At 68.0% G+C, this 23,630-nt stretch carries 22 protein-coding genes; 19 read left to right on the top strand and 3 right to left on the bottom strand.

The window, feature by feature from the left end; translation table 11 throughout:
• Positions 1–79 precede the first annotated feature (79 nt).
• The 19 genes from AD72_RS14675 to AD72_RS14585 all read left to right on the top strand — a co-directional run bounded on the left by AD72_RS14675 (position 80) and on the right by AD72_RS14585 (position 21,743).
• Positions 80–1,189 carry a glycosyltransferase gene (locus tag AD72_RS14675; protein WP_031467062.1) on the top strand — a complete coding sequence of 370 codons (1,110 nt, stop codon included), beginning with the start codon at positions 80–82 and terminating at the stop codon, positions 1,187–1,189.
• A gap of 81 nt (positions 1,190–1,270) precedes the next feature.
• On the top strand, positions 1,271–1,963 hold the full coding sequence (locus AD72_RS14670; protein ID WP_031467061.1) for a demethylmenaquinone methyltransferase: 693 nt from the start codon (positions 1,271–1,273) through the stop codon (positions 1,961–1,963).
• 55 nt (positions 1,964–2,018) lie between these two features.
• Entirely contained in the window at positions 2,019–3,317 is a 1,299-nt protein-coding gene (locus tag AD72_RS14665) for a geranylgeranyl reductase family protein (protein WP_031467060.1), read from the top strand.
• 205 nt (positions 3,318–3,522) lie between these two features.
• Positions 3,523–3,909 (top strand): NADH-quinone oxidoreductase subunit A, encoded by a 387-nt coding sequence (locus AD72_RS14660; protein WP_031467059.1) that lies wholly within the window; start codon positions 3,523–3,525, stop codon positions 3,907–3,909.
• Positions 3,910–3,954: 45 nt separating this feature from the next.
• Positions 3,955–4,578, top strand: a complete 624-nt coding sequence (locus tag AD72_RS14655) for a NuoB/complex I 20 kDa subunit family protein (RefSeq protein WP_037345877.1) — start codon at positions 3,955–3,957, stop codon at positions 4,576–4,578.
• Entirely contained in the window at positions 4,575–5,270 is a 696-nt protein-coding gene (locus AD72_RS14650; RefSeq protein WP_051898613.1) for an NADH-quinone oxidoreductase subunit C, read from the top strand. Before AD72_RS14655 ends, AD72_RS14650 begins: the two co-directional genes overlap by 4 nt.
• Positions 5,267–6,607, top strand: coding sequence for an NADH-quinone oxidoreductase subunit D (locus AD72_RS14645; RefSeq protein ID WP_031467056.1), 1,341 nt, complete (start codon positions 5,267–5,269; stop codon positions 6,605–6,607). Before AD72_RS14650 ends, AD72_RS14645 begins: the two co-directional genes overlap by 4 nt.
• Positions 6,604–7,329, top strand: coding sequence for an NADH-quinone oxidoreductase subunit NuoE (nuoE, locus tag AD72_RS14640; RefSeq protein WP_031467055.1), 726 nt, complete (start codon positions 6,604–6,606; stop codon positions 7,327–7,329). The genes AD72_RS14645 and nuoE overlap by 4 nt, the downstream gene beginning before the upstream one ends.
• A complete protein-coding gene (nuoF, locus tag AD72_RS14635) occupies positions 7,326–8,624 on the top strand; it encodes an NADH-quinone oxidoreductase subunit NuoF (RefSeq protein ID WP_037345874.1) in 1,299 nt (432 codons plus the stop codon). The genes nuoE and nuoF overlap by 4 nt, the downstream gene beginning before the upstream one ends.
• Positions 8,621–11,113, top strand: a complete 2,493-nt coding sequence (locus AD72_RS14630; protein ID WP_031467053.1) for an NADH-quinone oxidoreductase subunit G — start codon at positions 8,621–8,623, stop codon at positions 11,111–11,113. Before nuoF ends, AD72_RS14630 begins: the two co-directional genes overlap by 4 nt.
• Positions 11,110–12,408, top strand: coding sequence for an NADH-quinone oxidoreductase subunit NuoH (nuoH, locus tag AD72_RS14625; protein WP_031467052.1), 1,299 nt, complete (start codon positions 11,110–11,112; stop codon positions 12,406–12,408). Before AD72_RS14630 ends, nuoH begins: the two co-directional genes overlap by 4 nt.
• The gene (nuoI, locus tag AD72_RS14620; RefSeq protein ID WP_031467051.1) at positions 12,395–12,919 is read left to right on the top strand and encodes an NADH-quinone oxidoreductase subunit NuoI; all 525 of its coding nucleotides are present in this window, start codon (positions 12,395–12,397) and stop codon (positions 12,917–12,919) included. Before nuoH ends, nuoI begins: the two co-directional genes overlap by 14 nt.
• A complete protein-coding gene (locus tag AD72_RS14615; RefSeq protein WP_051898612.1) occupies positions 12,916–13,731 on the top strand; it encodes an NADH-quinone oxidoreductase subunit J in 816 nt (271 codons plus the stop codon). Before nuoI ends, AD72_RS14615 begins: the two co-directional genes overlap by 4 nt.
• On the top strand, positions 13,728–14,027 hold the full coding sequence (gene nuoK / locus AD72_RS14610; protein WP_020499683.1) for an NADH-quinone oxidoreductase subunit NuoK: 300 nt from the start codon (positions 13,728–13,730) through the stop codon (positions 14,025–14,027). The genes AD72_RS14615 and nuoK overlap by 4 nt, the downstream gene beginning before the upstream one ends.
• 54 nt (positions 14,028–14,081) lie before the next feature.
• A complete protein-coding gene (gene nuoL, locus AD72_RS14605) occupies positions 14,082–15,992 on the top strand; it encodes an NADH-quinone oxidoreductase subunit L (RefSeq protein ID WP_031467049.1) in 1,911 nt (636 codons plus the stop codon).
• Positions 15,989–17,560: an NADH-quinone oxidoreductase subunit M gene (locus AD72_RS14600; RefSeq protein WP_031467048.1), complete on the top strand. Its 1,572-nt coding sequence runs from the start codon at positions 15,989–15,991 to the stop codon at positions 17,558–17,560. Before nuoL ends, AD72_RS14600 begins: the two co-directional genes overlap by 4 nt.
• A gap of 8 nt (positions 17,561–17,568) precedes the next feature.
• Positions 17,569–19,113, top strand: a complete 1,545-nt coding sequence (nuoN, locus tag AD72_RS14595; protein ID WP_231644837.1) for an NADH-quinone oxidoreductase subunit NuoN — start codon at positions 17,569–17,571, stop codon at positions 19,111–19,113.
• Positions 19,114–19,220: 107 nt separating this feature from the next.
• Positions 19,221–20,219, top strand: a complete 999-nt coding sequence (locus AD72_RS14590) for a polyprenyl synthetase family protein (protein WP_037345873.1) — start codon at positions 19,221–19,223, stop codon at positions 20,217–20,219.
• Positions 20,220–20,507: 288 nt separating this feature from the next.
• On the top strand, positions 20,508–21,743 hold the full coding sequence (locus AD72_RS14585; RefSeq protein ID WP_031467045.1) for a sunset domain-containing protein: 1,236 nt from the start codon (positions 20,508–20,510) through the stop codon (positions 21,741–21,743).
• Between the two features lie 153 nt (positions 21,744–21,896).
• Here AD72_RS14585 and AD72_RS14580 read toward each other — a convergent pair whose 3' ends face one another.
• Genes AD72_RS14580 through AD72_RS14570 form a run of 3 tightly spaced genes read right to left on the bottom strand, consistent with a single transcriptional unit; the run spans position 21,897 to position 23,628 of the window.
• On the bottom strand, positions 21,897–22,163 hold the full coding sequence (locus AD72_RS14580; protein WP_255357156.1) for a Uma2 family endonuclease: 267 nt from the start codon (positions 22,161–22,163) through the stop codon (positions 21,897–21,899).
• Positions 22,164–22,201: 38 nt separating this feature from the next.
• Positions 22,202–22,396 (bottom strand): ferredoxin, encoded by a 195-nt coding sequence (locus AD72_RS14575; RefSeq protein ID WP_031467044.1) that lies wholly within the window; start codon positions 22,394–22,396, stop codon positions 22,202–22,204.
• Between the two features lie 35 nt (positions 22,397–22,431).
• Positions 22,432–23,628 (bottom strand): cytochrome P450, encoded by a 1,197-nt coding sequence (locus AD72_RS14570; protein WP_031467043.1) that lies wholly within the window; start codon positions 23,626–23,628, stop codon positions 22,432–22,434.
• Positions 23,629–23,630 lie beyond the last annotated feature (2 nt).

The raw sequence follows: 23,630 nt of genomic DNA, 5'->3' as shown, positions 1-23,630 counted from the left end.
CGGTGCTGGCCCGATGCGGCCTTTCTTCCGCTCCTCGGGCCGCGGGCGGCCCTGCGATGCTCGGAAAGGACCGCCTCTCGTGACCTTGATCGCGCAGCTGGCCAACTTCTACGGTCCCCGATCCGGTGGCCTGCGCACCGCGCTGAATCACCTCGGCCCGGGCTATCGCGCCCACGGCCACCAGGTGGTGCTCATCGTGCCCGGGCCGGCGCGCTCGGACGAGTATCTGCCGAGCGGGGTCCGCCGGATCACCATTCCCGCGCCGATGATCCCGGGAACCGGCGGTTATCGCGCGGTCGACCCGATGCGAGTGCGCGCCGTGCTCGAACGGCTGCGCCCGGACGCGATCGAGGTCTCCGACCGGCTCACCCTGCGCGGGCTCGGGAAATGGGCCGCGCGCAGGGGAATCCCGAGTGTGTTCATCTCGCACGAACGCCTCGATCGGTTGCTCGGCCAGGTGCTGCCGTCCGCGGCCGCGCGCCCGCTCGCCGACCGGCTCAACGCGCGGATGGCGGCGAGCTACGACACCGTGGTGTGCACCACCGCGTTCGCCCGCGAGGAGTTCGACCGGATCTCCGCGCCGAACGTGCGCCAGGTCCCGCTCGGGGTGGATCTGGCCATGTTCGACCCCGGTAACCGGGACGAGCGGTTGCGCGCCGAACTCGCGGACGGGGCCGAAACCCTGCTGTTGCACTGCGGGCGGCTCTCCCCGGAGAAACACGTGGACCGCAGCATCGACACGGCCGCGGCGCTGCTCGATGCCGGTGCGGATGTCCGGCTGGTGATCGCCGGGGACGGCCGTTCCCGTTCCGCGCTCGAACGCAGGGCGGGCGGGTTACCGATCGATTTCCTCGGGTTCGTGGACGACCGCCGGACCGTGGCGAAACTGCTCGCCAGCGCCGATGTCTCGCTCGCCCCCGGACCGCACGAGACCTTCGGGCTCGCCGCGCTCGAAGCGCTCGCGAGCGGCACCCCGGTCGTCGTGTCCCGGTCCAGTGCCCTGTCCGAGATCGTGCGGCCCGGTTGCGGGGCCGCGGTCCCCGACGCGCCCGATGCCTTCGCCGCCGCGGTGCGCGAACTGCTCGAATCCCCCGAACCGGCCCGGCGCACCGCGGCGCGCACCAGGGCGGAACAGTTCACCTGGCCGAACGCGGTCACCGGCATGCTCGGTGCGCTGGACCTGGCCTGAACCACGCCTCGCCGATGACTGCGAACGGGTGAACGGGCTCGCCGGGACCTGTCGATCACTACAGCGAGTTAAGCTCTCCGTATGTCCCGAGCGAGCCTTGACAAGGAACCGCACGAAGTAGCGGCGATGTTCGACGAGGTCGCGCCCCGCTACGACCGGATGAACACGATCATGGCGCTCGGGCTCGACAAGCGCTGGCGTTCGGCGACCCGCAAGGCGATCCAGTCGAAGCACGGGGAACGGGTGCTCGATCTCGCGGCGGGCACCGCGGTCTCCACGATGGAGTACGCGCGCAGCGGGGCGTGGTGCCTGGCCGCCGACTTCTCGCTGGGGATGCTGCGCTCGGGTGCCCGGCGGCCGGTGCCGAAGGTGGCGGCGGACGCGCTGGCGCTGCCGTTCGCCGACGACTCCTTCGACGTGGTGACGGTGTCGTTCGGGCTGCGCAATTTCACCGACACCGCGGCGGCCGCGCGGGAGATGCTGCGGGTGACCAAACCCGGTGGCCGGGTGGTGATCTGCGAGTTCAGCACCCCGCCGTTCGCCCCGATCCGCTGGGCCTATTTCGGTATCGCGCTGCGCCTGATCCCGGTGATCGCGCGGATGGCCTCCTCGAACCCGGCGGCGTACACCTACCTCCCGGAGTCGATCCGGGCCTGGCCGCGGCAACGGGAACTGGCCCGGATCTTCGCCGAGGCGGGCTGGTCGGAACTGGAATGGCGCAATCTCACCTTCGGGGTGGTGGCACTGCATCGAGCGGTGAAGCCGAAGGCCTGAGCGGGCACGTACACTCGATCGAGCGGGCCGACGGGAACCGAATCGAGGAGTATTGATGAGCACGCCAAGCCGCCGGAAGGCGAACGAGGACGCTGAGGTCATCGTCGTCGGCGCCGGCCCAGCAGGTTCCACGGCGGCTACCTATCTCGCCCGGGCGGGCCTGGATGTGCTGCTGCTCGAGAAGACGGAGTTCCCGAGGGAAAAGGTGTGTGGGGACGGGCTCACCCCGCGCGGGGTCAAGCAGCTGATCGATCTCGGCATCGACACCCGGGAGGAAGCGGGCTGGCTGCACAACCGCGGTCTCCGGGTGGTGACCGCGCACCACAACATGGAACTCGACTGGCCGGAGCTGTCGAACTTCCCGCCCTACGGGGTCACCCGCACCCGCCGCGATTTCGACGAACTACTCGCCAAGACCGCGCAGCGCGCCGGTGCCCGGCTGATCGAGCGCACCACGGTGACCGGTGCGGTCACCGATGACCGGACCGGCAGGGTCGTCGGCGTGCAGGCGAAGACCGGCCCGGAAAAGACCGAGGTCACCTACCGCGCGCCGCTGGTGCTCGGCTGCGACGGGGTTTCCGCGCGGCTTGCCCTCTCGATGGGCATCGGCAAGCGCGAGGACCGGCCGATCGGGGTCGGGGTGCGCCGCTACTACTCCAGCCCGCGGTCCAAGGACGACTACATCGAATCGCACCTGGAGCTCTGGGACCGCTCCGATCCGGCGAACCCGATCCTGTTGCCCGGCTACGGCTGGATCTTCCCGATGGGTGACGGCACCGCCAACGTCGGGCTCGGCATCCTGTCCACCACGAAGGCCTTCGGCAACACCGACTACCGCGCCCTGCTGCGCACCTGGCTGGACGGCACCCCCGAGGAATGGGGGCTGCGCGAGGAGAACGCGCTCGGCAAGGTGCTCGGCGCCGGGTTGCCCATGGGCTTCTCCCGCACCCCGCACTACGCGAACGGGATGCTGCTCGTCGGGGACGCGGGCGGAATGGTGAACCCGTTCAACGGCGAGGGAATCGGCTACGCCATGGAGTCCGCGAAGATCGCCGCGGAGCACGTGGTGCAGGCGATGGCCCGCGCCGAAGGTCCCGCCCGCGAACGCGCGCTGCACGGGTATCCGCAGGCCATCCGTGAGGCGCTCGGCTCCTACTACACGCTGGGCAACATCTTCTCCAAGATGATCGGGAACCCGACCATCATGCGGCTGGCCACCCGGCACGGGATGCCGCGCGAGCGCCTGATGCGGCTCGTGCTCAAGCTGCTCGCCGGGCTCTACGAACCGCGCGACGGCGACATCAACGACCGGGTCATCGCGCTCGCCACCAAGCTCGCCCCCGCGGCTCGCTGACTTCACCGCCCCCACACGCCCCTCGTGCGCAGCACGAGGGGCTTTTTGTCTCTTCCGCAAGATCATCATCACGTGGCGTGGATCACGCGTGCCGGATGAGTGTAGGGGGTGGCGTACGAGAGTGGGGTAGGTCATACACTAGGGGCATCTTGTGAAACAGTTCACAGAGCTCTACCCGAGCTTGTGAAGAGTTTCACAAGCCTGAGTGTCCGGTCTCGAAGAGGAGGCGAGCGTGGAATACGTCCCGATCCTGCTGCTGTTTCTGCTCGGTTTCGGGTTCGCGACCTTCTCCGTCACGATCGCCGAGGTCACCGGTCCGCGCCGGTTCAACAAGGCGAAGCAGGAAGGCTACGAGTGCGGCATCGAGCCCTCTCCGCAGCCGGTCGTGGGCGGCGGGCGGATGCCGGTCGCGTACTACCTCACGGCGATGCTGTTCATCCTGTTCGACATCGAGATGGTGTTCCTCTACCCGTTCGCGGTCACCGCGGACGCGCTCGGCGTGTTCGGCCTCGTGGAAATCGTGCTGTTCATCGCGACCGTGGCATTCGCCTACGCCTACGTGTGGCGAAGGGGAGGGCTGGACTGGAACTGACCCGGTTCCCGAACCGACTCCGAACCACCACCACTGGAGGACATCATGGGGCTGGAAGAGAAGCTCCCGAACGGGATTCTGCTCGCCAGTGTGGAGAAACTCGTCAACTGGACGCGGAAGAGCTCGATGTGGCCCGCGCAGTTCGGTCTCGCCTGCTGCGCGATGGAGATGATGGCGACCGGGGCCACGCCGTACGATCTCGCCCGCTTCGGCATGGAACGGTTCGCCGCGACCCCGCGCCAGGCGGACGTGATGATCGTCGCCGGGCGGGTGACCAACAAGATGGCCCCGGTGCTGCGCCAGGTCTACGACCAGATGTCGGACCCGAAGTGGGTCATCTCGATGGGGGTCTGCGCCTCCAGCGGCGGGATGTTCAACAACTACGCGATCGTGCAAGGCGTCGACCACGTGGTGCCGGTGGACATCTACCTTCCCGGCTGCCCACCGCGCCCGGAAATGCTGCTCGACGCGATCCTCAAGCTGCACGCCAAGATCATGGACGAGCCGCTCGGGCCCGCGCGGGCGCGCGACAAGCTCGAAAGCGGTAAGACGACGCCGATGATCCCGTCCTCGGTGAAATACGCGAAGGACCCGGACAAGCTCGCCGGTCCGCGCGATCCGAACGGCGCGTCCGGCGGGGTCCCGCTCGTCGAAGGGGCGAAGAAATGAGCGAGCTCGAACCGCGCGGCGAACAACCTCAGGAACAGAGGGTCGGCAAGGCGCGCAAGGGAATGTTCAACGTCTCCGGTTCCGGGGACACCTCGGGATTCGGCGGGCTCGCGGTTCCGCAGGCGACCGTGCCACCGGCCGAACGGCCCTACGGCGGCTGGTTCGACGAACTCGCCGACGAGCTGTACGCGGCGATGCGGGAGCGCGAGATTCCCGCCGAGGCGATCAGCCAGGTGACCGTGGACCGCGGGGAGATCACCTTCTTCGTGCGCGCGCAGCATCTGCTGGCCCTGTGCTGGGCGCTGCGCGACGATCCCGGGCTGCGCTTCGAACTGTGCAGTTCGGTCTCCGGGGTGGACTACGGCCCGGAGGTACCCGATCGGCTGCATTCGGTGTACCACCTGACCTCGATGACCTACCGGCGCCGGATCCGGCTCGATGTGCCGCTGCCGGTCGAGGAACCGCACGTGCCCTCGATCGTCGCGCCGTACCCGACCGCGGACTGGCAGGAGCGGGAAACCTACGACATGTTCGGGATCGTCTACGACGGGCACCCCGGACTGACCCGGATCCTGATGCCGGACGACTGGGAGGGCCACCCGCAGCGCAAGGATTACCCGCTCGGCGGGATTCCCGTGGAATACAAGGGAGCCGAGATCCCGCCGCCGGACCAGCGGAGGTCGTACTCATGACGACAGATTTCGATTTCGACAAGGTCACCGAGGAAAGCGAGTACGCCGCATCCCGCGACACCACCGAGGGCCGGGTCTACTCGGTGACCTCGGACGACTGGGATGCGGAATCCGATGGTGCCGGGGACGAGCGGATCGTCATCAACCTCGGCCCCTCGCATCCCTCGACCCACGGCGTGCTGCGGCTGGTCGTGGAACTGGAAGGGGAGACGGTCACCCAGCTGCGGCTGGTCGTCGGCTACCTGCACACCGGGATCGAGAAGAGCTGCGAATTCCGCACCTGGACCCAGGCGGTCACCTTCCTCACCCGCGCCGACTACCTGTCCCCGATCGCGAACGAGACCGGGTACAGCCTCGCGGTGGAGCGGCTGCTCGGCGTCACGATTCCGCGGCGGGCCCAGCTGATCCGGATCCTGCTGCTCGAACTGAACCGGATCTCCTCGCACTTCCTGTCCCTGGCCACCGGTGGCATGGACATGGGGTCCACCACCGCGATGAGCTACGGCCAGCGCGAGCGCGACGAGGCGCTGAAGATGCTGGAGTTCATCACCGGGCTGCGGATGAACCACGCCTTCGTCCGGCCCGGCGGGGTCGCCCAGGATCTGCCGGACGGCTACGAGCAGCGGATCGGCGCATTTCTCGAGCTGATGGACCGCCGCCTTCCCGGGTACGACCAGCTGCTCACCGGGCAGCCGATCTGGAAGGCCCGGCTGCGCAACGTCGGGGTGCTCCCGGTGGACGCGTGCATCGCGCTCGGGGTGACCGGGCCGATCCTGCGTTCCGCGGGCCTTGCCTGGGATCTGCGCAAGACCGAGCCCTACCTCGGCTACGAGGAGTTCGACTTCGAGGTGCCCACCTCGAACGACGCGGACTGCTTCGCGCGGTATCTGCTGCGGCTGGACGAGATCCGCGAATCCTGCCGGATCATCAAGCAGGTGCTGGGAAAGCTCGAACCGGGCCCGGTCGTGGTGGACGATCCCAAGATCGCCTGGCCCGCGCAGTTGTCCATCGGACCGGACGGGATGGGCAACTCGCTCGAACACGTCCGCAAGATCATGGGCCAGTCCATGGAATCCCTGATCCACCATTTCAAACTCGTCACCGAGGGGTTCACCGTCCCGCCGGGTCAGGTGTACCAGGCGCTGGAGGCCCCGCGCGGCGAGGTCGGGTTCCACGTGGTCTCCGACGGCGGGACCCGGCCGATGCGGGTACACGTGCGCGATCCCAGTTTCGTGAACCTGCAAGGGACTCCGGCCATGTCCGAGGGCGGGCTGCTCTCCGACGCGGTGGCCGCACTCGCTTCCATCGACCCGGTACTCGGAGGGGTTGACCGATGACGCACGCAGCGCAGGAGACCTTCGGCGCGGAGACGGTCCGCGAGGCCGCCGAGATCGTCGCGCGCTATCCGCATTCGCGTTCGGCCCTGCTGCCCATGCTGCACCTGGTGCAGTCGGTGCAGGGCTTCGTCTCCCAGGAGGGGATGCGGTTCTGCGCCGAGCAGCTGGAGCTCTCCGAGGCCGAGGTCGCCGCGGTGGCCACGTTCTACACGATGTACAAGCGCTCTCCGTGCGGACAGCATCTGGTCAGCGTGTGCACCAACACCCTGTGCGCGGCGATGGGCGGGGACGCGATCTACGCGAAACTGCGCGAGAAGCTGGGCGTCGGCCATGAGGAAACCGTTGGCATACCGGGCGAACCGGGTTCGCTGACCCTGGAGCACGCGGAATGCCTCGCCGCCTGCGATCTGGCCCCGGTGCTCCAGGTCGACTACGAGTACTTCGACAAGCAGACCCCGGAATCCGCGGCCGAACTCGTGGACCGGTTGCGCGCGGGCGAGGCGGTGCAGCCGAGCAGGGGCCCGGGACTGCGCGGCTTCCGGGCCGCGGAACGCCAGCTCGCCGGGTTCTTCGACGGCGAAGCGGAGCTCGAGTCCGTTGTGGACGGTTCCGCGCAGGCGGTGGAAACCCTGCGGGGCGCCCAGATCGCCGCCGAACACGGCTGGGCGGCACCGGAAGTGCAGGACGTCCCGATTCCCGAGGTCGAGGAGGGCGCGAAATGACCGAGCCGGTGACGGATCCGCTCACCCCGGTGCTCACCAAGCGCTGGACCGAGCCGGGCTCCTGGAGCATCGAGACCTACCGCCGCCTCGACGGGTACACCGCGCTGCCCAAGGCGCTGCGCGCGAGCCCGGAGCAACTCGTCGCGCTGGTCAAGGACTCCGGGCTGCGCGGCCGCGGCGGTGCCGGGTTTCCCGCGGGCGTGAAATGGTCCTTCATGCCCAAGGACGAGGACAAACCGCACTACCTCGTGGTGAACGCGGACGAGGGCGAACCGGGAACCTGCAAGGATATCCCGCTGATGATGGCCGATCCGCACTCGCTCATCGAGGGCTGTGTGATCGCCGCCTACGCGATGCGCTCGCACAGGTGCTTCATCTACGTCCGGGGCGAGGCGCTGCACTGCTACCGGCGGCTGCACAACGCCGTCCGCGAGGCGCACGCCGCCGGGTTCCTCGGCGAGAACGTGCTCGGCAGCGGGTTCGACATCGAGATCACCGTGCACGCGGGCGCGGGCGCCTATATCTGCGGTGAGGAGACCGCGCTGCTCGACTCGCTGGAGGGGCGGCGCGGGCAGCCGCGGCTCAAGCCGCCGTTCCCCGCGGCCGCCGGACTCTACGCGCAGCCGACCACGGTGAACAATGTGGAGACCATCGCCAGCGTGCCGTTCATCGTGAACGCCGGATCGGCCTGGTTCAAGCGGATGGGCCGGGAGAAGTCCCCGGGACCCAAGATCTTCTCGCTTTCCGGGCACGTGGAGAAACCCGGGCAGTACGAGGCCCCGATGGGCACCACGCTGCGCCAGCTGCTCGATCTCGCGGGCGGGATGAAGGACGGGATCCCGCTGAAGTTCTGGACTCCCGGCGGATCCTCCACACCGATGTTCACCGCCGAACACCTCGATGTGCCGCTCGATTTCGAGGGCGCCGTGGAGGCTGGCTCGATCCTGGGCACCACAGCGCTGCAGATCTTCAACGAGACGGTTTCCGTGCCGTGGGCGGTGATGAAGTGGACCCAGTTCTACGAACACGAGTCCTGCGGGAAGTGCACCCCCTGCCGGGAGGGCACCTTCTGGCTGGCGAAGGTGCTCGAGCGCATGGTGGACGGGCACGGCACCGAGGAGGACATCGACACCATGCTCGATGTGTGCGACAACATCTTCGGCCGCTCCTTCTGCGCGCTCGGGGACGGCGCGGTCTCCCCGATCCAGAGCGGGATCAAGTACTTCCGGGACGAATTTCTCGCCCTGTGCGAGCAGAACAAGGCCGAACGTGAACTTGCGGGAGCGCGCGTATGACCACCGTCGAGGAAACCACGCAGACTCCGGTGCCCGAAGGCCATGTCCGGCTGACCATCGACGGGCGCGAGGTCATCGCGCCCAAGGGTGAGTTGATCATCCGGACCGCCGAGCGCGAGGGTGTCGAGATCCCGCGGTTCTGCGATCATCCGCTGCTCGATCCGGCCGCCGCCTGCCGGCAGTGCCTCGTCGAGGTGGAGATGAACGGGCGCCCCATGCCCAAACCGCAACCGGCCTGCGCGATCACCATTTCCGATGGCATGGTGGTGCACACCCAGCACGGCTCCGAGGTGGCCCGCAAGGCCCAGGAGGGCGTGATGGAGCTGCTGCTGATCAACCATCCGCTCGACTGTCCGATCTGCGACAAGGGCGGGGAATGCCCGCTGCAGAACCAGGCACTGCGCCACGGCCGCGCCGAATCCCGGTTCCGGGACCAGAAACGGACCTTCAGCAAACCGATCGAGGTCTCCAAGCAGGTGCTGCTGGACCGCGAGCGCTGCGTGCTCTGCCAGCGCTGCACCCGGTTCTCCGCGGAGATCGCCGGGGACCCGTTCATCGAACTGCTCGAACGCGGGGCACATCAGCAGATCGGCACCGCGAAGACCGCGGACACCGAGGGCTGGGGAACCCTGAACTCGGCCGGCCAGCCGTACCAGTCCTACTTCTCCGGGAACGTCATCCAGATCTGCCCGGTCGGCGCGCTCACCAGTGCCGCGTACCGGTTCCGTTCCCGGCCCTTCGATCTGGTCTCCGCGCCGAGCGTGTGCGAGCACTGTTCCAGCGGCTGCGCCGAGCGCACCGATTTCCGCCGGGGCAAGGTGATGCGCAAGCTCGCGGGTGAGGACCCGGAGGTGAACGAGGAGTGGATCTGCGACAAGGGCCGGTTCGCGTTCCGTTATGTCACCGCGGATGACCGGATCACCCGTCCGCTGGTGCGGGAGAACGGGAAGCTGCGCGAGGCCTCCTGGACCGAGGCGCTGCGGATCGCCGCGGACCGGCTCGTGCAGGCGCGGGACAACGGCGGGGTCGGCGTGCTCCCCGGCGGCAGGCTGACCATGGAGGACGCCTACGCCTACGCCAAGTTCGCGCGGATCTCCCTGCACACCAACGACATCGACTTCCGTGCCCGCCCGCATTCCGCGGAGGAACTGGAATTCCTGGCCACCAACGTGCTCGGCAGCACCCCGGAGAACGGGGTGAGCTTCGCCGGGCTGGAGCGGGCGAACACGGTGCTGTGCATCGCGCTCGAGCCCGAGGAGGAAGCCCCCGCGGTCTTCCTGCGGCTGCGCAAGGCCGCCCGCAAGTCGGGAACCAAGGTCGTGCACATCGGGCAGTTCAGCACTCCCGCGGTGGACAAGACCTTCGGCACCCTGCTCGCCTGCACACCGGGCGAGGAGACCAATGCGGTGCTGGGCCTGCGTGAGCACGCCGCCGATGTGTACGCCCAGCTCGGTGAGGGCGGGGTGATCCTGCTCGGGGAACGCGCCGCCGAGGTGCCCGGGTTGCTGTCCACGGTCGCCGGACTGGCCAGGGAAACCGGGGCGAAGCTGGCGTGGATCCCGCGCAGGGCGGGGGAACGGGGCGCACTCGAAGCGGGTGCCCTGCCCAGCCTGCTGCCCGGCGGGCGCCGGGTGGACGATGCCGAGGCCCGCGCCGAGGTCGCCGCCGCCTGGGGAGTGGACGCGGAGACCTGGCCGATTCACCGGGGCAAGGATGCCAGCGCGATCCTCACCGCGGCGGCGAACGGAAAACTGCACGGTCTCGTGCTCGGCGGGGTGGACCCGGACGACCTGCCGCATCCGGAACTGGCCCTCGAAGCCCTGGCGCGCGCGGAGTTCGTGGTGAGCCTGGAACTGCGGCGCACCGCGGTCACCGAATACGCGGATGTGGTGCTCCCGGTGGCCGCGGCCGTGGAGAAATCCGGCACCTACCTGAACTGGGAGGGCAGGCGGCGCCCGTTCGACATCGCCATCGAGAACACCGGGATCCTCTCCGACTGCCGGGTGCTGGACACCCTCGCGGTGGAGATGGACACCGACCTGTTCACCCAGACCCCGCAGGCCGCGCTCGCCGATCTGGACCGGCTCGGCACCGTGGAGCCACCGGACGCGCAACCGGGCTGGACGATCGAGTTCGAGGGCGAGGGGCCGCCGAAAACCCCGCTGCGCACCGGAAAAGCACGGCTGGCCACCTGGCATCGCCTGCTGGACAACGGATCACTGCAGGACAACGAACCGCATCTGGCCCAGACCGCGCGGGAGGTCGTGGCCAAACTCTCCACGGCCACCGCGCAGGGAATCGGGGTCGGCGCGGGAGATCCGGTCGTGGTCAGCACCCACCAGGGCGCCATCGAGCTGCCCGCCGAGATCGCGGATCTGCCGGACGGCGTGGTGTGGCTGCCCGCGAACTCCGGCCCGAGTACGGTGCGGGCCAGCCTCGGCGTGGGCCACGGTGACCTCGTCGATGTGCGTGCCGGAGGTGGCGAATGAGTGCGCGGGAACTGATCGCGAACGATCCGACCTGGCTCTCCCTTGTCAAGGCGGTGCTGATCTTCGCGCTGCTGCTGGTGATCACGATCCTGCTCATCTGGTTCGAGCGCCGGGTGCTCGGCCGGATGCAGCACCGGCCGGGACCGAACCGGGTCGGCCCCTTCGGGCTGCTGCAGACCGTCGCGGACGCGCTCAAGCTCGCGTTCAAAGAGGACATTCGGCCGAAGCTCGCGGACAACTGGGTCTTTTTCCTCGCACCCGCGATCTCCGCGGGTGCCGCGTTCCTCGCGTTCGCGGTGATTCCGCTCGGCGGCCAGGTGAACCTGTTCGGGTACCAGACATCCCTGCAGCTGGCCGATATGCCGGTGAGCCTGCTCGTGGTGCTCGCCTGTTCCTCGGTCGGCGTGTACGGGATCGTGCTCGGCGGCTGGTCATCGGGTTCCCCGTACCCACTGCTCGGCGCACTGCGCAGCGCGGCACAGGTGATCTCCTACGAGATCGCGATGGGGCTCTCCTTCGTCGCGGTGATCCTGTTCGCCGGAACACTCTCCACAGGGGACATCGTGGACGCGCAGGGACAGGGCGGGGTCTGGTACGCCTTCCTGCTCCCGGTCAGCTTCGTGATCTACGTGATCTCCATGGTCGGCGAGACCAACCGGGCACCGTTCGACCTCGCGGAGGCGGAATCCGAACTCATCGGCGGGTATCACACCGAATACTCCTCGATCAAGTTCGCGATGTTCTTCCTCGGCGAGTACGTCAACATGGTCACCGTCTCCGCCGTCGCGACCACCCTGTTCCTCGGCGGCTGGCACGCCCCGTTCTGGCTCGGCGGGGTCGGCGGCGGGGTGCTGAACACCGGATGGTGGCCGCTGCTGTGGTTCCTGCTCAAGGTCGTGTTCATGCTGTTCGTCTTCGTGTGGCTGCGCGGTGCCCTGCCCCGGCTGCGCTACGACCAGTTCATGAAGCTCGGGTGGAAGGTGCTCGTCCCGGTCAACCTGGTGTGGATCGTGGCCGTCGTCGCGGTGCGGACCATGCGCAACACCGGGGTCGGCACCGCCCAGCTGCTCACCATCATCGGCATCGTGGTGGTCGTGGTGCTCGCGATCGTGCTGCTGCTGCCGAACCGGCCGGCCGCCTCCGATGTGGAGGAAGTGCCGGTGACCGGCGGCGACCATCCGCTGCCACCGCTGGATCTCGAGGTGCCGAAGGTGCCCAAGCGCAAACCCGTGGCCGCGGCTCCGGCAGCGGAACTCAGCGCCGAGGAGGAAGGAGTTCCCGATGGGCGTGCTTGACCCACTGAAGGGTTTCGGTCTCACGTTCGCCACCATGTTCCGCAAGGTGGCCACCGAGCAGTACCCGGAGGACTACCGGCCGACCGAGCAGCGGTATCACGGCCGCCATCAGCTCAACCGGCATCCGGACGGGCTGGAGAAATGCGTCGGCTGCGAGCTGTGCGCCTGGGCCTGCCCCGCGGACGCGATCTTCGTCGAGGGCGGGAACAACACCGAGGAACAGCGGTACTCGCCAGGGGAACGCTACGGCGCCGACTATCAGATCAACTACCTGCGCTGCATCGGCTGCGGCCTGTGCATCGAGGCCTGCCCGACGCGCTCGCTGACCATGACGAACTTCTACGAGCTCGCCAACGACGACCGGCAGAACCTCATCTACACCAAGGAACAGCTGATGGCCCCGCTGCTGCCCGGGATGGAGCAGCCACCGCACCCGATGCGGCTCGGCGAGGACGAGCAGGACTACTACGTGAACGGGCCGGAGCTGGCGCGCCGAACGGAGGAAGAATGACCGTCAGCGTCTACGAAGAGATCGCGTTCTGGGTACTCGGTCCGCTCTCGCTGGCCGGGGCGCTCGGCATGCTGTTCTCCCGCAGCGCGGTGCATTCGGCGCTGTGGCTGGTGCTCACGATGCTCTCCCTCGGGGTGCTCTACATGGTGCAGGACGCACCGTTCCTGGGGATCGTGCAGATCATCGTGTACACCGGCGCGATCATGATGCTGTTCCTGTTCGTGCTCATGCTCGCCGGACGGGAATCCTCCGACTCCGTGGTGGAAGTCCTTCGCGGGCAACGAATCTGGGCCTCGCTGCTGGGGATCGGGCTCGCCGGGCTGATCGTGGCCGGGGTGGCCCGCTCGCTCGGTGACGTGACCCCGGCCGGACTGGACAACCCCGCGGCGAACGGTTCCGGTGGACCGGGGAACGTGGCCAATATCGGGCAGAGCATCTTCACCAGGTATCTGTTCCCCTTCGAACTCACCTCCGCGCTGCTGATCACCGCCGCGATCGGGGCGATGGTGCTGGCCCACACCCGTAAACAGGCCAAGGGCGGGAAGAACCGGCAGCGGGAAATGGTCAACATGCGGTTCCGGGAGAACACGCGGCCGGGCGCGCTACCCGGTCCCGGGGTCTTCGCCACCGCCGATTCCGTTGCCACACCGGCATTGCTGCCGGACGGCTCGATCGCCAAGGAATCGCTTTCCCGGATCATCGAGACCACCCCGGTCACCCAGATCGAGGAGGACGAGGCGCTGGCCGACCGGCATCCGGACGCGCACGCGCTCACCGGGGCAGCCGACAAGCAGAAGGGGGAGCAGGGATGACGCCGACCTATTATCTGGTGCTCTCCGGGGTGCTGTTCACCATCGGAACGATCGGCGTCCTGGTGCGGCGCAACGCGATCGTCGTGTTCATGTGCATCGAGCTCATGCTCAACGCGGTCAACCTCACCCTGGTGACCTTCTCCCGCATCAACGGCGGGCTGGACGGTCAGATCATGGCCTTCTTCGTGATGGTCGTCGCCGCGGCCGAGGTGGTCGTCGGGCTCGCGATCATCACCTCGATATTCCGGACGCGGCGCTCGGCCTCGGTCGACGATTCGAACCTGCTGAAGTACTAGGGAGCCTTCGTGAACCTCGCCGCATCAGAAACGGTGCAGCAGGCGAGCGGCACCATGTCGCTCGCGTGGCTGCTGTTCGCGCTGCCCGCGTTCGGCGCGCTCGTGTTGTTGCTCGGTGGGCGCAGGACGAACGCCTGGGGCCACATTCTCGGTGTGCTCACCGTGGCCGCCGCGTTCGCCGTCGGGCTGGTGCTGTTCTTCACCAGCCTCGGTGCTCCGCCGGATCAGCGCACCCTGAACCTGCACCTGTTCGACTGGATCGACGTCGGCTCGCTGCAGGTGGAGTTCGGCATGCGGCTGGACCCGCTGTCCATGGTGTTCGTGCTGCTGATCACCGGGGTCGGCGCGCTGATCCACATCTATTCGATCGGGTACATGGACGACGACCGGGACCGGCGGCGGTTCTTCGGCTACCTGAACCTGTTCGTGTTCTCGATGCTGATCCTGGTGCTCGGCAACAGCTTCATCACCCTCTACCTCGGCTGGGAAGGTGTCGGGCTCGCCTCCTACCTGCTCATCGGGTGGTACTCGGATCGCCGTTCCGCGGCCACCGCCTCCAAGAAGGCCTTCCTGATGAACCGGGTCGGGGACGTCGGCCTCGCGATCGCGATCTTCCTGCTGTGGGCCAACCTCGGCAGCACGCAGTACACCGAGGTCTTCGCCCGCGCCGGTCAACTCTCCCCGGGCACGGCCACCGCGATCGCGCTGCTGTTGCTGCTCGGCGCCTGCGGCAAGTCCGGCCAGTTCCCCTTGCAGGCCTGGCTCCCGGACGCGATGGAGGGCCCGACCCCGGTTTCCGCGCTGATCCACGCGGCCACCATGGTCACCGCGGGCGTGTACCTGGTCGCGCGCTCGAACCCGATCTTCGATCTCACCGAGACCGGCAGGCTCGTGGTCACCCTCATCGGGGCGTTCACCCTGCTGCTCGGGTGCATCGTGGGCTGTGCCTATGACGACATCAAGAAGGTGCTCGCCTATTCCACGGTCTCCCAGATCGGGTACATGATGCTCGGTGTCGGGCTCGGGCCGTTCGGCTACGCGCTCGGCATCATCCACCTGCTCGCGCACGGTTTCTTCAAGGCGGGGCTCTTCCTCGGCGCGGGTTCGGTCATGCACGCCATGAACGACGAGGTGGACATGCGTAAGTTCGGCGGCCTGTGGCGGAAGCTGCCGATCACCTTCGTCACCTTCGGGCTCGGCTATCTCGCGCTCATCGGGTTCCCCTTCCTTTCCGGGTACTACACCAAGGACGCGATCATCGAGGCGGCCTTCGGCGCGGGCGGCTGGCGTGGCTGGGTGTTCGGGCTCGCCGGGGCGATCGGCGCCGCGCTCACCGCGTTCTACATGACCCGGCTGATGCTGATGACCTTCTTCGGCAAGTCGAGGTGGAAGGAACTGCGGTCCGCGGACGACCGGGAATTCCACCCGCACGAGGCGAAACCGGTGATGTGGGTGCCGATGGTGCTGCTCGCGATCGGCTCACTCGGCGCGGGCGCGTTCTTCGTGCTCGGCGACCGCGTGGTGAACTACCTCTCGCCGACACTGGGCCGGTTGTCCACCGCGGAATCCCATCCGATCCCCGAACTGCTGATCACCATCGGAACCCTGGTGCTCGCCGCGATCGGGGTGCTCGTCGCCTGGCTGATCTTCGGTCGTAGCAAGGACATCCCAGTCGAGCGCCCGGAGAACGTCTCCGGGATCGTGCGCGCGGCGCGCAGGGATCTGTACGGGAACGCGCTCAACGAAGCCCTCATCGCGCGTCCGGGTATCTGGCTCGACCGGTTCCTGGTCTGGCTGGACAACAAGGGCGTGGACGGACTGGTCAACGGCACGGCCGCGCTGTTCGGCGGTAGTTCCGGGCGATTACGCAAGCTGCAGACCGGTTTCGTGCGCTCCTACGCGCTTTCCATGCTCGCCGGCGGAGTAGTTCTGATCGGCGCACTGCTAATGGTGAGGTACGCATGATTCAGTCCTCCTCCCAGCACTCCTGGCTGCTCATCGCGCTGCTGCTGATCCCGCTCGCGGGCAGCCTGATCGTCGCGCTCCTCCGGGACCAGCGGGCCGCGAAGTTCACCGCGTTCGGGATCTCGCTGGTGGAATTCGCGCTCGCGGCCTGCATGTGGGGTTCCTTCCACGGGGACGGGGCGCGGATCCAGATGGCCTTCTCGGTGCCCTGGATCCCGGATTTCGACATCAACATCGCCTTCGGGATCGACGGGATCGCGATGGTGATGGTGCTGATGATCGCGGTGCTCTCGCCGATCGTGATCGGTGGCTCGTGGACCGAGAAGCTCGCCGAGGGCCGCAGCCACTCGGGTTTCTTCTCGCTGCTGTTGTTGATGGAGGCGCTGACCATCGGGGTGTTCGCCACCACCGACGTGTTCGTCTTCTACGTGCTCTTCGAGATCATGCTGATCCCGATGTACTTCCTGATCGGGCGGTTCGGCGGGAACAACCGGCAGTACGCGGCGGTGAAGTTCTTCCTCTACTCCTTCCTCGGCGGGCTGCTCATGCTCGGTGGCGCGATCGGGGCCTATGTGTACGCGGAATCCGCGACCGGTCAGGGCACCTTCGACTGGATGAAGCTGACCTCGATCGTCTCGCACGCCCCGCTGCACGTGCAGGTGTGGATCTTCCTCGGGTTCTTCGCCGCGTTCGCGATCAAGGCCCCGCTCGTCCCGCTGCACACCTGGCTGCCGGACGCGACGAGGGAGGCGCCGGTCGCGGCGGGCGTGATGCTGGTCGGCGTGCTGGACAAGGTAGGAGTGTTCGGTTTCCTGCGTTACTCGATCCCGCTCACCCCGGAGGCCTCGAAAACCCTGGCCCCGCTGGTGCTCACGCTCGCGGTGATCGGGGTGCTCTACGGATCGCTGCTCGCCGCGGGGCAAAGCGATATGAAACGGTTCATCGCCTATGTTTCGGTGGCCCACTTCGGATTCATCGCGCTCGGCGTGTTCGCGTTCACCCAGCAGTCCGGGGTCGGCTCGGTGACCTACATGGTCAATCACTCGATCTCCACGGGCATGTTCCTGATCGTGATCGGCATGCTCGCCGCACGCGGGAAATCGGCGCGCATCGCGGACTACGGCGGGCTCGCGAAGGTCACCCCGCTGCTCGCGGGTGCCTTCTTCATCGCAGGGCTGACCACGCTCTCGCTGCCCGGGACGAACTCGTTCATCTCCGAATTCCTGGTGCTGCTCGGGGCATATCCGAGCCAGCCCGCGTTCACGATCTTCGCCGCGGTCGGCATGGTGCTCGCCGCGCTGTACGTGCTCTGGCTCTACCAGCGGGTGTTCACCGGGCCGGTTCGCGGGGACGCGCTGGTCGGCCTCTCCGGCGGGCCGGGTGCCGCGATGCGCCCGGATGTGGGCGCACGCAAGGGATTCGGTGATCTCGGTGTTCGGGAACGCTGGGTGCTCGCCCCGCTGCTCGTGCTCGTGATCGGACTCGGTTTCTATCCGCAGCCGCTGTTGGACAAGGTAGGGCCCGCGGTGGCCGATACATTGAGTTCTGTTGGGGTGCAAGGAAAATGAGGGACCTCATGGCTGCCGCGCCAGCATCGCTGCCGGATATCAACTACGCGGGCGTCGCGCCCATCCTGATCATCCTCGGTGCCGCCTGCATCGGTGTGCTGCTCGAGGCGTTCGTGCCGCGCAGCCAGCGCTGGGCGGTCCAGGTGGTGCTGTCCCTGCTGGCGATCGTGGTCGCCGCGATCGCGCTCGGCGCGTATCTGTACACCGGGCCGCAGAACACCTCGACCTTCGCCGGAAGTATCGCGGTGGACCGGCCCGCGCTGTTCCTCTGGGGCACCCTGCTCGCGCTCGGGCTGGGCTCGATCCTGCTCATCGCGGACCGCGTGGTCGAACCCGGCGGTGCCTTCGTCGCCCAGGCCGGGATCCGCCCGGGAACCCTGCTGGACAAGGAACAGGCGAACCGGTCGAGCATGCAGACCGAGGTGTTCCCGCTCGCGCTGTTCTCGCTGGCCGGAATGATGATCTTCTGCTCGGCCAACGATCTGCTCTCCATGTTCGTCGCGCTCGAAGTGCTTTCCCTTCCGCTGTACCTGATGTGCGGGCTCGCCAGGCGGCGCAGGCTGCTCTCCCAGGAAGCCGCGGTGAAGTACTTCCTGCTCGGCGCGTTCGCCTCGGCCTTCTTCCTCTACGGGGTCGCGCTGCTCTACGGCTACGCGAACTCGGTGAAGCTGGCCGATATCGCGAACGCGGCCGGGGGCACGAACCGTTCGGACGCGCTGCTGTTCCTCGGCATGGGGCTGCTGCTGATCGGTCTGCTGTTCAAGGGTTCCGTCGGGCCGTTCCACACCTGGACCCCGGATGTCTACCAGGGCGCGCCGACCCCGATGACCGCGTTCATGGGCGCGTGCACCAAGGTGGCCGCCTTCGGCGCGATCCTGCGGGTGCTGATGGTGGCCTTCGGCTCGACGCACTGGGAATGGCAGACGATCATGTGGGTCGTGGCGGGCATCTCCATGCTGCTCGGCGCGATACTCGGGATCACCCAGACCGATGTGAAGCGGATGATCGCCTATTCCTCGGTGGCGCACGCGGGATTCCTGCTCGTCGGCGTGCTCGCACTGGACGGGAGCGGGATCCGGGCCACGCTGTTCTACCTGATCTCCTACGGGTTCACCACGATCGCCGCGTTCGGTGTGGTCAGCCTGGTGCGGGACGGCAGCGGCGAGTCCACCAGCCTGTCCTCCTGGGCCGGGCTCGGGAAACGGTCCCCGCTGCTGGCCGGGATCTTCACCTTCCTGCTGCTCGCCCTCGCCGGGATCCCGCTGACGAGTGGATTCGTGAGCAAGTTCGTGGTGTTCTCCGCGGGCATGAGCGCGGGTATCACCCCGCTGGTGGTGCTCGGCCTGATCGCGAGCACCATCGCCGCCTTCTTCTATCTGCGGGTGATCGTGCTCATGTATTTCTCCGAGCCCGCCGCCGACGGGCCCACGGTGACCTTGCCTGGCATGTACACGACGGCGGCGATTACGCTTGGCACGCTCGTGACCCTGCTGCTCGGCGTGTACCCCTCGTTCATGCTCGACTGGGCGGGTACCGGTGGTTTCGTCGTGTGACGCGCCTCCCATCTAAGGGGTGTGTAGCGGCACATCGGTTGGCGCGAGCAATTTTGTCCTGAATGATCGGGATAAGAGGTGCTGACTAGTAAGGATGACGCGCGACGATGACCACCCCGGACGACCGGCTGCCGCTCGACGAGATCGACCCTGATCTCGCCGCTTCGATTCGGCGGGGGCTGGTCCGTATCGAGGAGACCTTGCACGAGGCCGTGGCCAGCGAGGTCGAGCTGCTCTCCGAATCGGCGCGCCATCTCGCCGACGCCGGCGGCAAGCGGATCCGCCCGCTGCTCACCCTGCTCGGGGCGCAGTTCGGCGAACCGGGCCGCGAGGACGTCTACACCGCGGCCGCCGCCGTCGAACTGGTGCACCTGGCGACGCTGTACCACGACGACGTGGTGGACGAGGCCGAGATCCGCAGGGGCGCCGCATCGGCGAACGCGCGCTGGGACAACACGGTGGCCATCCTCACCGGGGACTTCCTGTTCGCGAAGGCCTCGCTGCTGGTCTCCGATCTCGGCACGGACGCGGCGCGGATCATCGCGGAGACCTTCTCCGAACTGGTCACCGGCGAACTGCGGGAGACCATCGGGCCGGAGAAGGGGGAGGACCCGACCGCGCACTACCTCTCGGTCATCGGGCAGAAGACGGGCTCGCTGATCGCCACCGCGGGCCGGTTCGGCGGCATGTGCTCGGGTGCCGAGGGCAAGCACGTCGAGGCGCTGCGGGAGTACGGCGAGGTCATCGGGGCCGCGTTCCAGATCTCCGACGACATCATCGACATCCTCTCGCCATCGACCGAGTCCGGGAAGATTCCCGGGACCGACCTGCGCGAGGGCGTGCACACCCTGCCGATGCTGTACGCGCTCACCGCCGAGGACACCGATCCGCGGCTGGTCGAGCTGCTCTCCGGGCCGATCACCGAGGACGCGGCCGTGGAGGAGGCGCTCGCGCTGCTGCGCGGCAGCTCCGGGATCCGGCGGGCGCAGGAGACCCTGCAGAACTACTCACAGCGAGCGCTCGATGTGCTCGAACTGCTTCCCGATGTGCCCGCCCGCGCCGCGCTGCGCTGGATATCGCATTACGTAGTGGAACGGACGTCCTGAAAATGGCCGCCCCGAGTCCGGGTATTCGATATCCATTACCCTCGACCGGGCGTAATTAGTACTCGTATTCCGATGGTGAAGCGGTGAGCAGGCGTGATGCGTAAGCCGGGAGAATTCGCCGGGAAAAACTGCCGGGATAGACGGTTGTCCAGGCTGTTCGCGGTGGGTATTCGGCGCAGACTCACCTCTTAATACCGTCAGTGTGCTTGCCGATAGGGCTGATACCCCGATCGTGGTGACGCATGTGGTGGGGCACACTTGCTTATTCAGGCAGGAGGTACTTGCGAGATGTCCTGGGAGATCTTCGTGCAGGTATGGCTGTTCACCATTGTCGGATTCGTCGTCGGCGTCGTGCTCACCTGGCTGATCGGGGTGCTGCCGCTGCGCAAGAAGCTCGCGCGGCGCACCGAGGAAGCCAACCGGGAGGCCCGGCGGCGCGCATCGGAGCAGGGTCAGACCGCGCCACCCAAGGTGAGCCGGCCGTCGACCGCGCGCTCCGAGGGTGTGGCCACGCTCGCCGCGCCCGCGGTCGAGGGGGAGGCGCCGCGCCCGGCCGAGCCGACGCGGACCGCTGAACCGGTCGAGACGCCGCCCGAGCCGCCGCGCCCGGCCACCAAGCAGCCGATCGCCGAGGAGCGCCCGGAGGAGCAGACGGTCGTCCTCGAGGCCTTCGACTTCGGCGGCCCCGATTCACGCAGCCAGACGCGGGACCTGGTCGAGGAGGAAGAGGACGAGGAGCCGTGGCGCCCCGAGGTGCGGATCGATCCGAACGATCGCCTCTCGGACCAGCTGGCCAAGCGCGCCCCGCAACCGGAGCCGCAGGCCCCGCAGCAGCGGCCGGGCGATCCGGGCATGTTCGATCCCGCGGGCGCCGAGCCCTCGCACCTCGAGCCGCGCAGTGCCGAGCCGGTGACTTCCGAGCCGTCGAGCTTCGAGCCCTCGGTTTTCGAGCCCGAGCCCGAGCCGGAGGCGCACCCCGAGCCGACGGGCAGCTCCGCCATGACCTGGCTGCAGCCCGGCGAGTTCGAGCAGGCGCGGCCCGGAGAGTCCAGCCAGGGCCAGTCGTTCAGCTTCCTTGACGAGCCGCGTGAGCCCGCCGCAACCGGGTTCCCCGAGCCCTTCCCCGCCCAGCAGCGAGCCGAACCCGTCGCGGAGCCCGCTCAGGACGACGAACCAGCCCTGCCCCGGCGCACCCCCGGAGCGGCCGCCGCTGCGGTCGACGGTGGACCGCTCGCCGCGGCCTCGTCCAATGCGGGCGGTGGATCGCTGTTCGATCCTTCCGCCGAGCTCGACGCGGAGTCCGGGGGCAGCGCCCCGGTCGGCCCGTTCGGACCCGGATCCGCCCTGCCTCGCCCGGACGGTTCCGCGCCCGCACCCGAGTTCCGGGTGAAGGCGCGCACCTCGTCCATGGTGTTCCACACCGAGCAGTCCCCGTTCTTCGACCGGCTGCTGCCGCAGGTGTGGTTCCGCGATGTGGACGATGCCGCGCGGGCCGGATTCACCAGCTGGGACCGCCCGAACTGAGCCGGGTCAGCTGATCACCTGGCGGATCAGGTCAGCGGGATCGAAGGTGCACGGGAACGGCCCGTTGACCGCGTGCTCCGTGCCGCCCAGGTAGGCAGCGACCTGTTCGTAGCTCCCCCGCCGAGCCGCTGCACATGCAGGCATGGTCTGGGGTCAGGGCACGAAGTATGTCGGATCTTTTCCTGCGGCGGCCCGGTCGACGACGGCGATGTCCGGAATGGTCAGCCGTTCGTCCGAATGACGCACATTGATCGCTTCGATGACGTCGACGCCTGCGCCTGCCGCGTTCGCCGCGGCTTCGAGGAGGTTAGCGAGACGGCGCGCGGCGCGTTGATGCCGCGCGCCTTCCGCAGGACTCACGGTGAGTGCCCCCGGAGTCAGAATTTCGTGGCGGCTGCCGTTCTCCGGAAGCGCCTCGATATCGGTGATCGTCCAGGGACCTGGACGCGGCGCGCAACTCAGCGCTCGATGCTGAGTGCGCCGGAGGGGCAGATGTTGACCGCCTCCTCGACGGAGCCCTCGTCCCCGGCGTCCGGGGTCTCGTTGAGCACGATGACCGTGCCGTCGTCCTCGCTCTGGTCGAAGTACTTCTCCGCGGTCAGCACGCACTGCCCGGCGCCGATGCAGACTTCGGTGTTGGCGATGATCTTCATGTGGTGGGTATGCCTTTCGTGTGAAGGTCTCTTGTTTACCAGGCGACGGGCAGTTCGTGCACGCCATAGATCGTCATATCGGAACGCAGCGGAACCTCCTCGGGGGCCACGGCGAGCCGCAGCGTTGCGAACCGGTCGAGCAGGGCGCGGAACCCGACGGTCATCTCGGAGCGGGCCAGCTGCTGGCCGAGGCACTGGTGGATGCCGTGGCCGAACGCGAGGTGGTGGGTGCGGGCCCGGCTGACGTCCAGCTCGCCGGGGTTCTCGGTGAGCGCGCTGTCCCGGTTCGCGGCCGCAAGGGATAGCCCGACCGTCTCCCCCGCGCGGATGAGGGTGTCCCCGATGCTGAGGTCCTCGGTGGCCACCCGGGGCACGAGCGAGGAGATGATCGTCAGGTAGCGCAGCAGTTCCTCGACGGCGGTCGGCATCAGGCCGGGATCGGCGCGCAGGATGCGCAGCTGCTCGGGGTGGCAGAGCAGGGCGAAGGTGCCGAGGCCGAGCATGTTCGCCGTGGTCTCGTGGCCCGCGGCGAGCAGCAGGAACGAGATGTTCACGAGTTCCTGGTCGCTGAGCCCGGACTGGGCGATGAGCCCGCCGAGAATGTCGTCGGTCGGCGCCCCGCGCTTGTCCCGCACGAGCTCGTGCAGGAACTCGCGCACCGCACCCGTGGTCCGCTCCATCTCGTCCACATCGGTATCCCGGCGCAGCAGGGTCTTGGTGGCGTGCTGGAACTCCGCGCGCCGGGCATAGGGAACCCCGAGCAGTTCGCAGATCACCAGCGAGGGCACCGGCATCGCGAAGTGCGCGACCAGATCGGCGGGCTGGCCGCTGCCCGCGAGCTCGTCGAGCTGATCGGAGACGATCTCGGCGATCCTGGTCTCCAGGGCGCGCATCCGGCGCAGGGTGAACTGACTGGTCAGCAGTTTGCGGTAGTGGCCGTGCTCGGGCGGGTCCATGCCGAGGAAGGAACCGGGCGGGGTGCTCTCCCCGCGCCGCTCACGCAGTTCCCGCAGCCGCAGGGCCCGCTCCGGATTGTCCGCGGTCACCGCACCGGTGCGGTCCGAGCTGAATCGTGGATCCGCGAGCACCGCCCGGACCTCGGCGTGCCCGGTCACCACCCAGCTGCGGGTGCCGTCCGCCAGATGCACCGCCTGCACGGGCGGGAAGGTGAGCAGTTCGCGTGGCGGATCGAAGAAGGTCTCGCGCTGTACTGGGAAGGTCGAAACACTCATGG

This window comes from Sciscionella sediminilitoris (assembly GCF_000737195.2).
Classification (GTDB): Bacteria; Actinomycetota; Actinomycetes; order Mycobacteriales; family Pseudonocardiaceae; genus Sciscionella; species Sciscionella sediminilitoris.
This window is presented reverse-complemented; position numbering and strand designations above follow the sequence as displayed.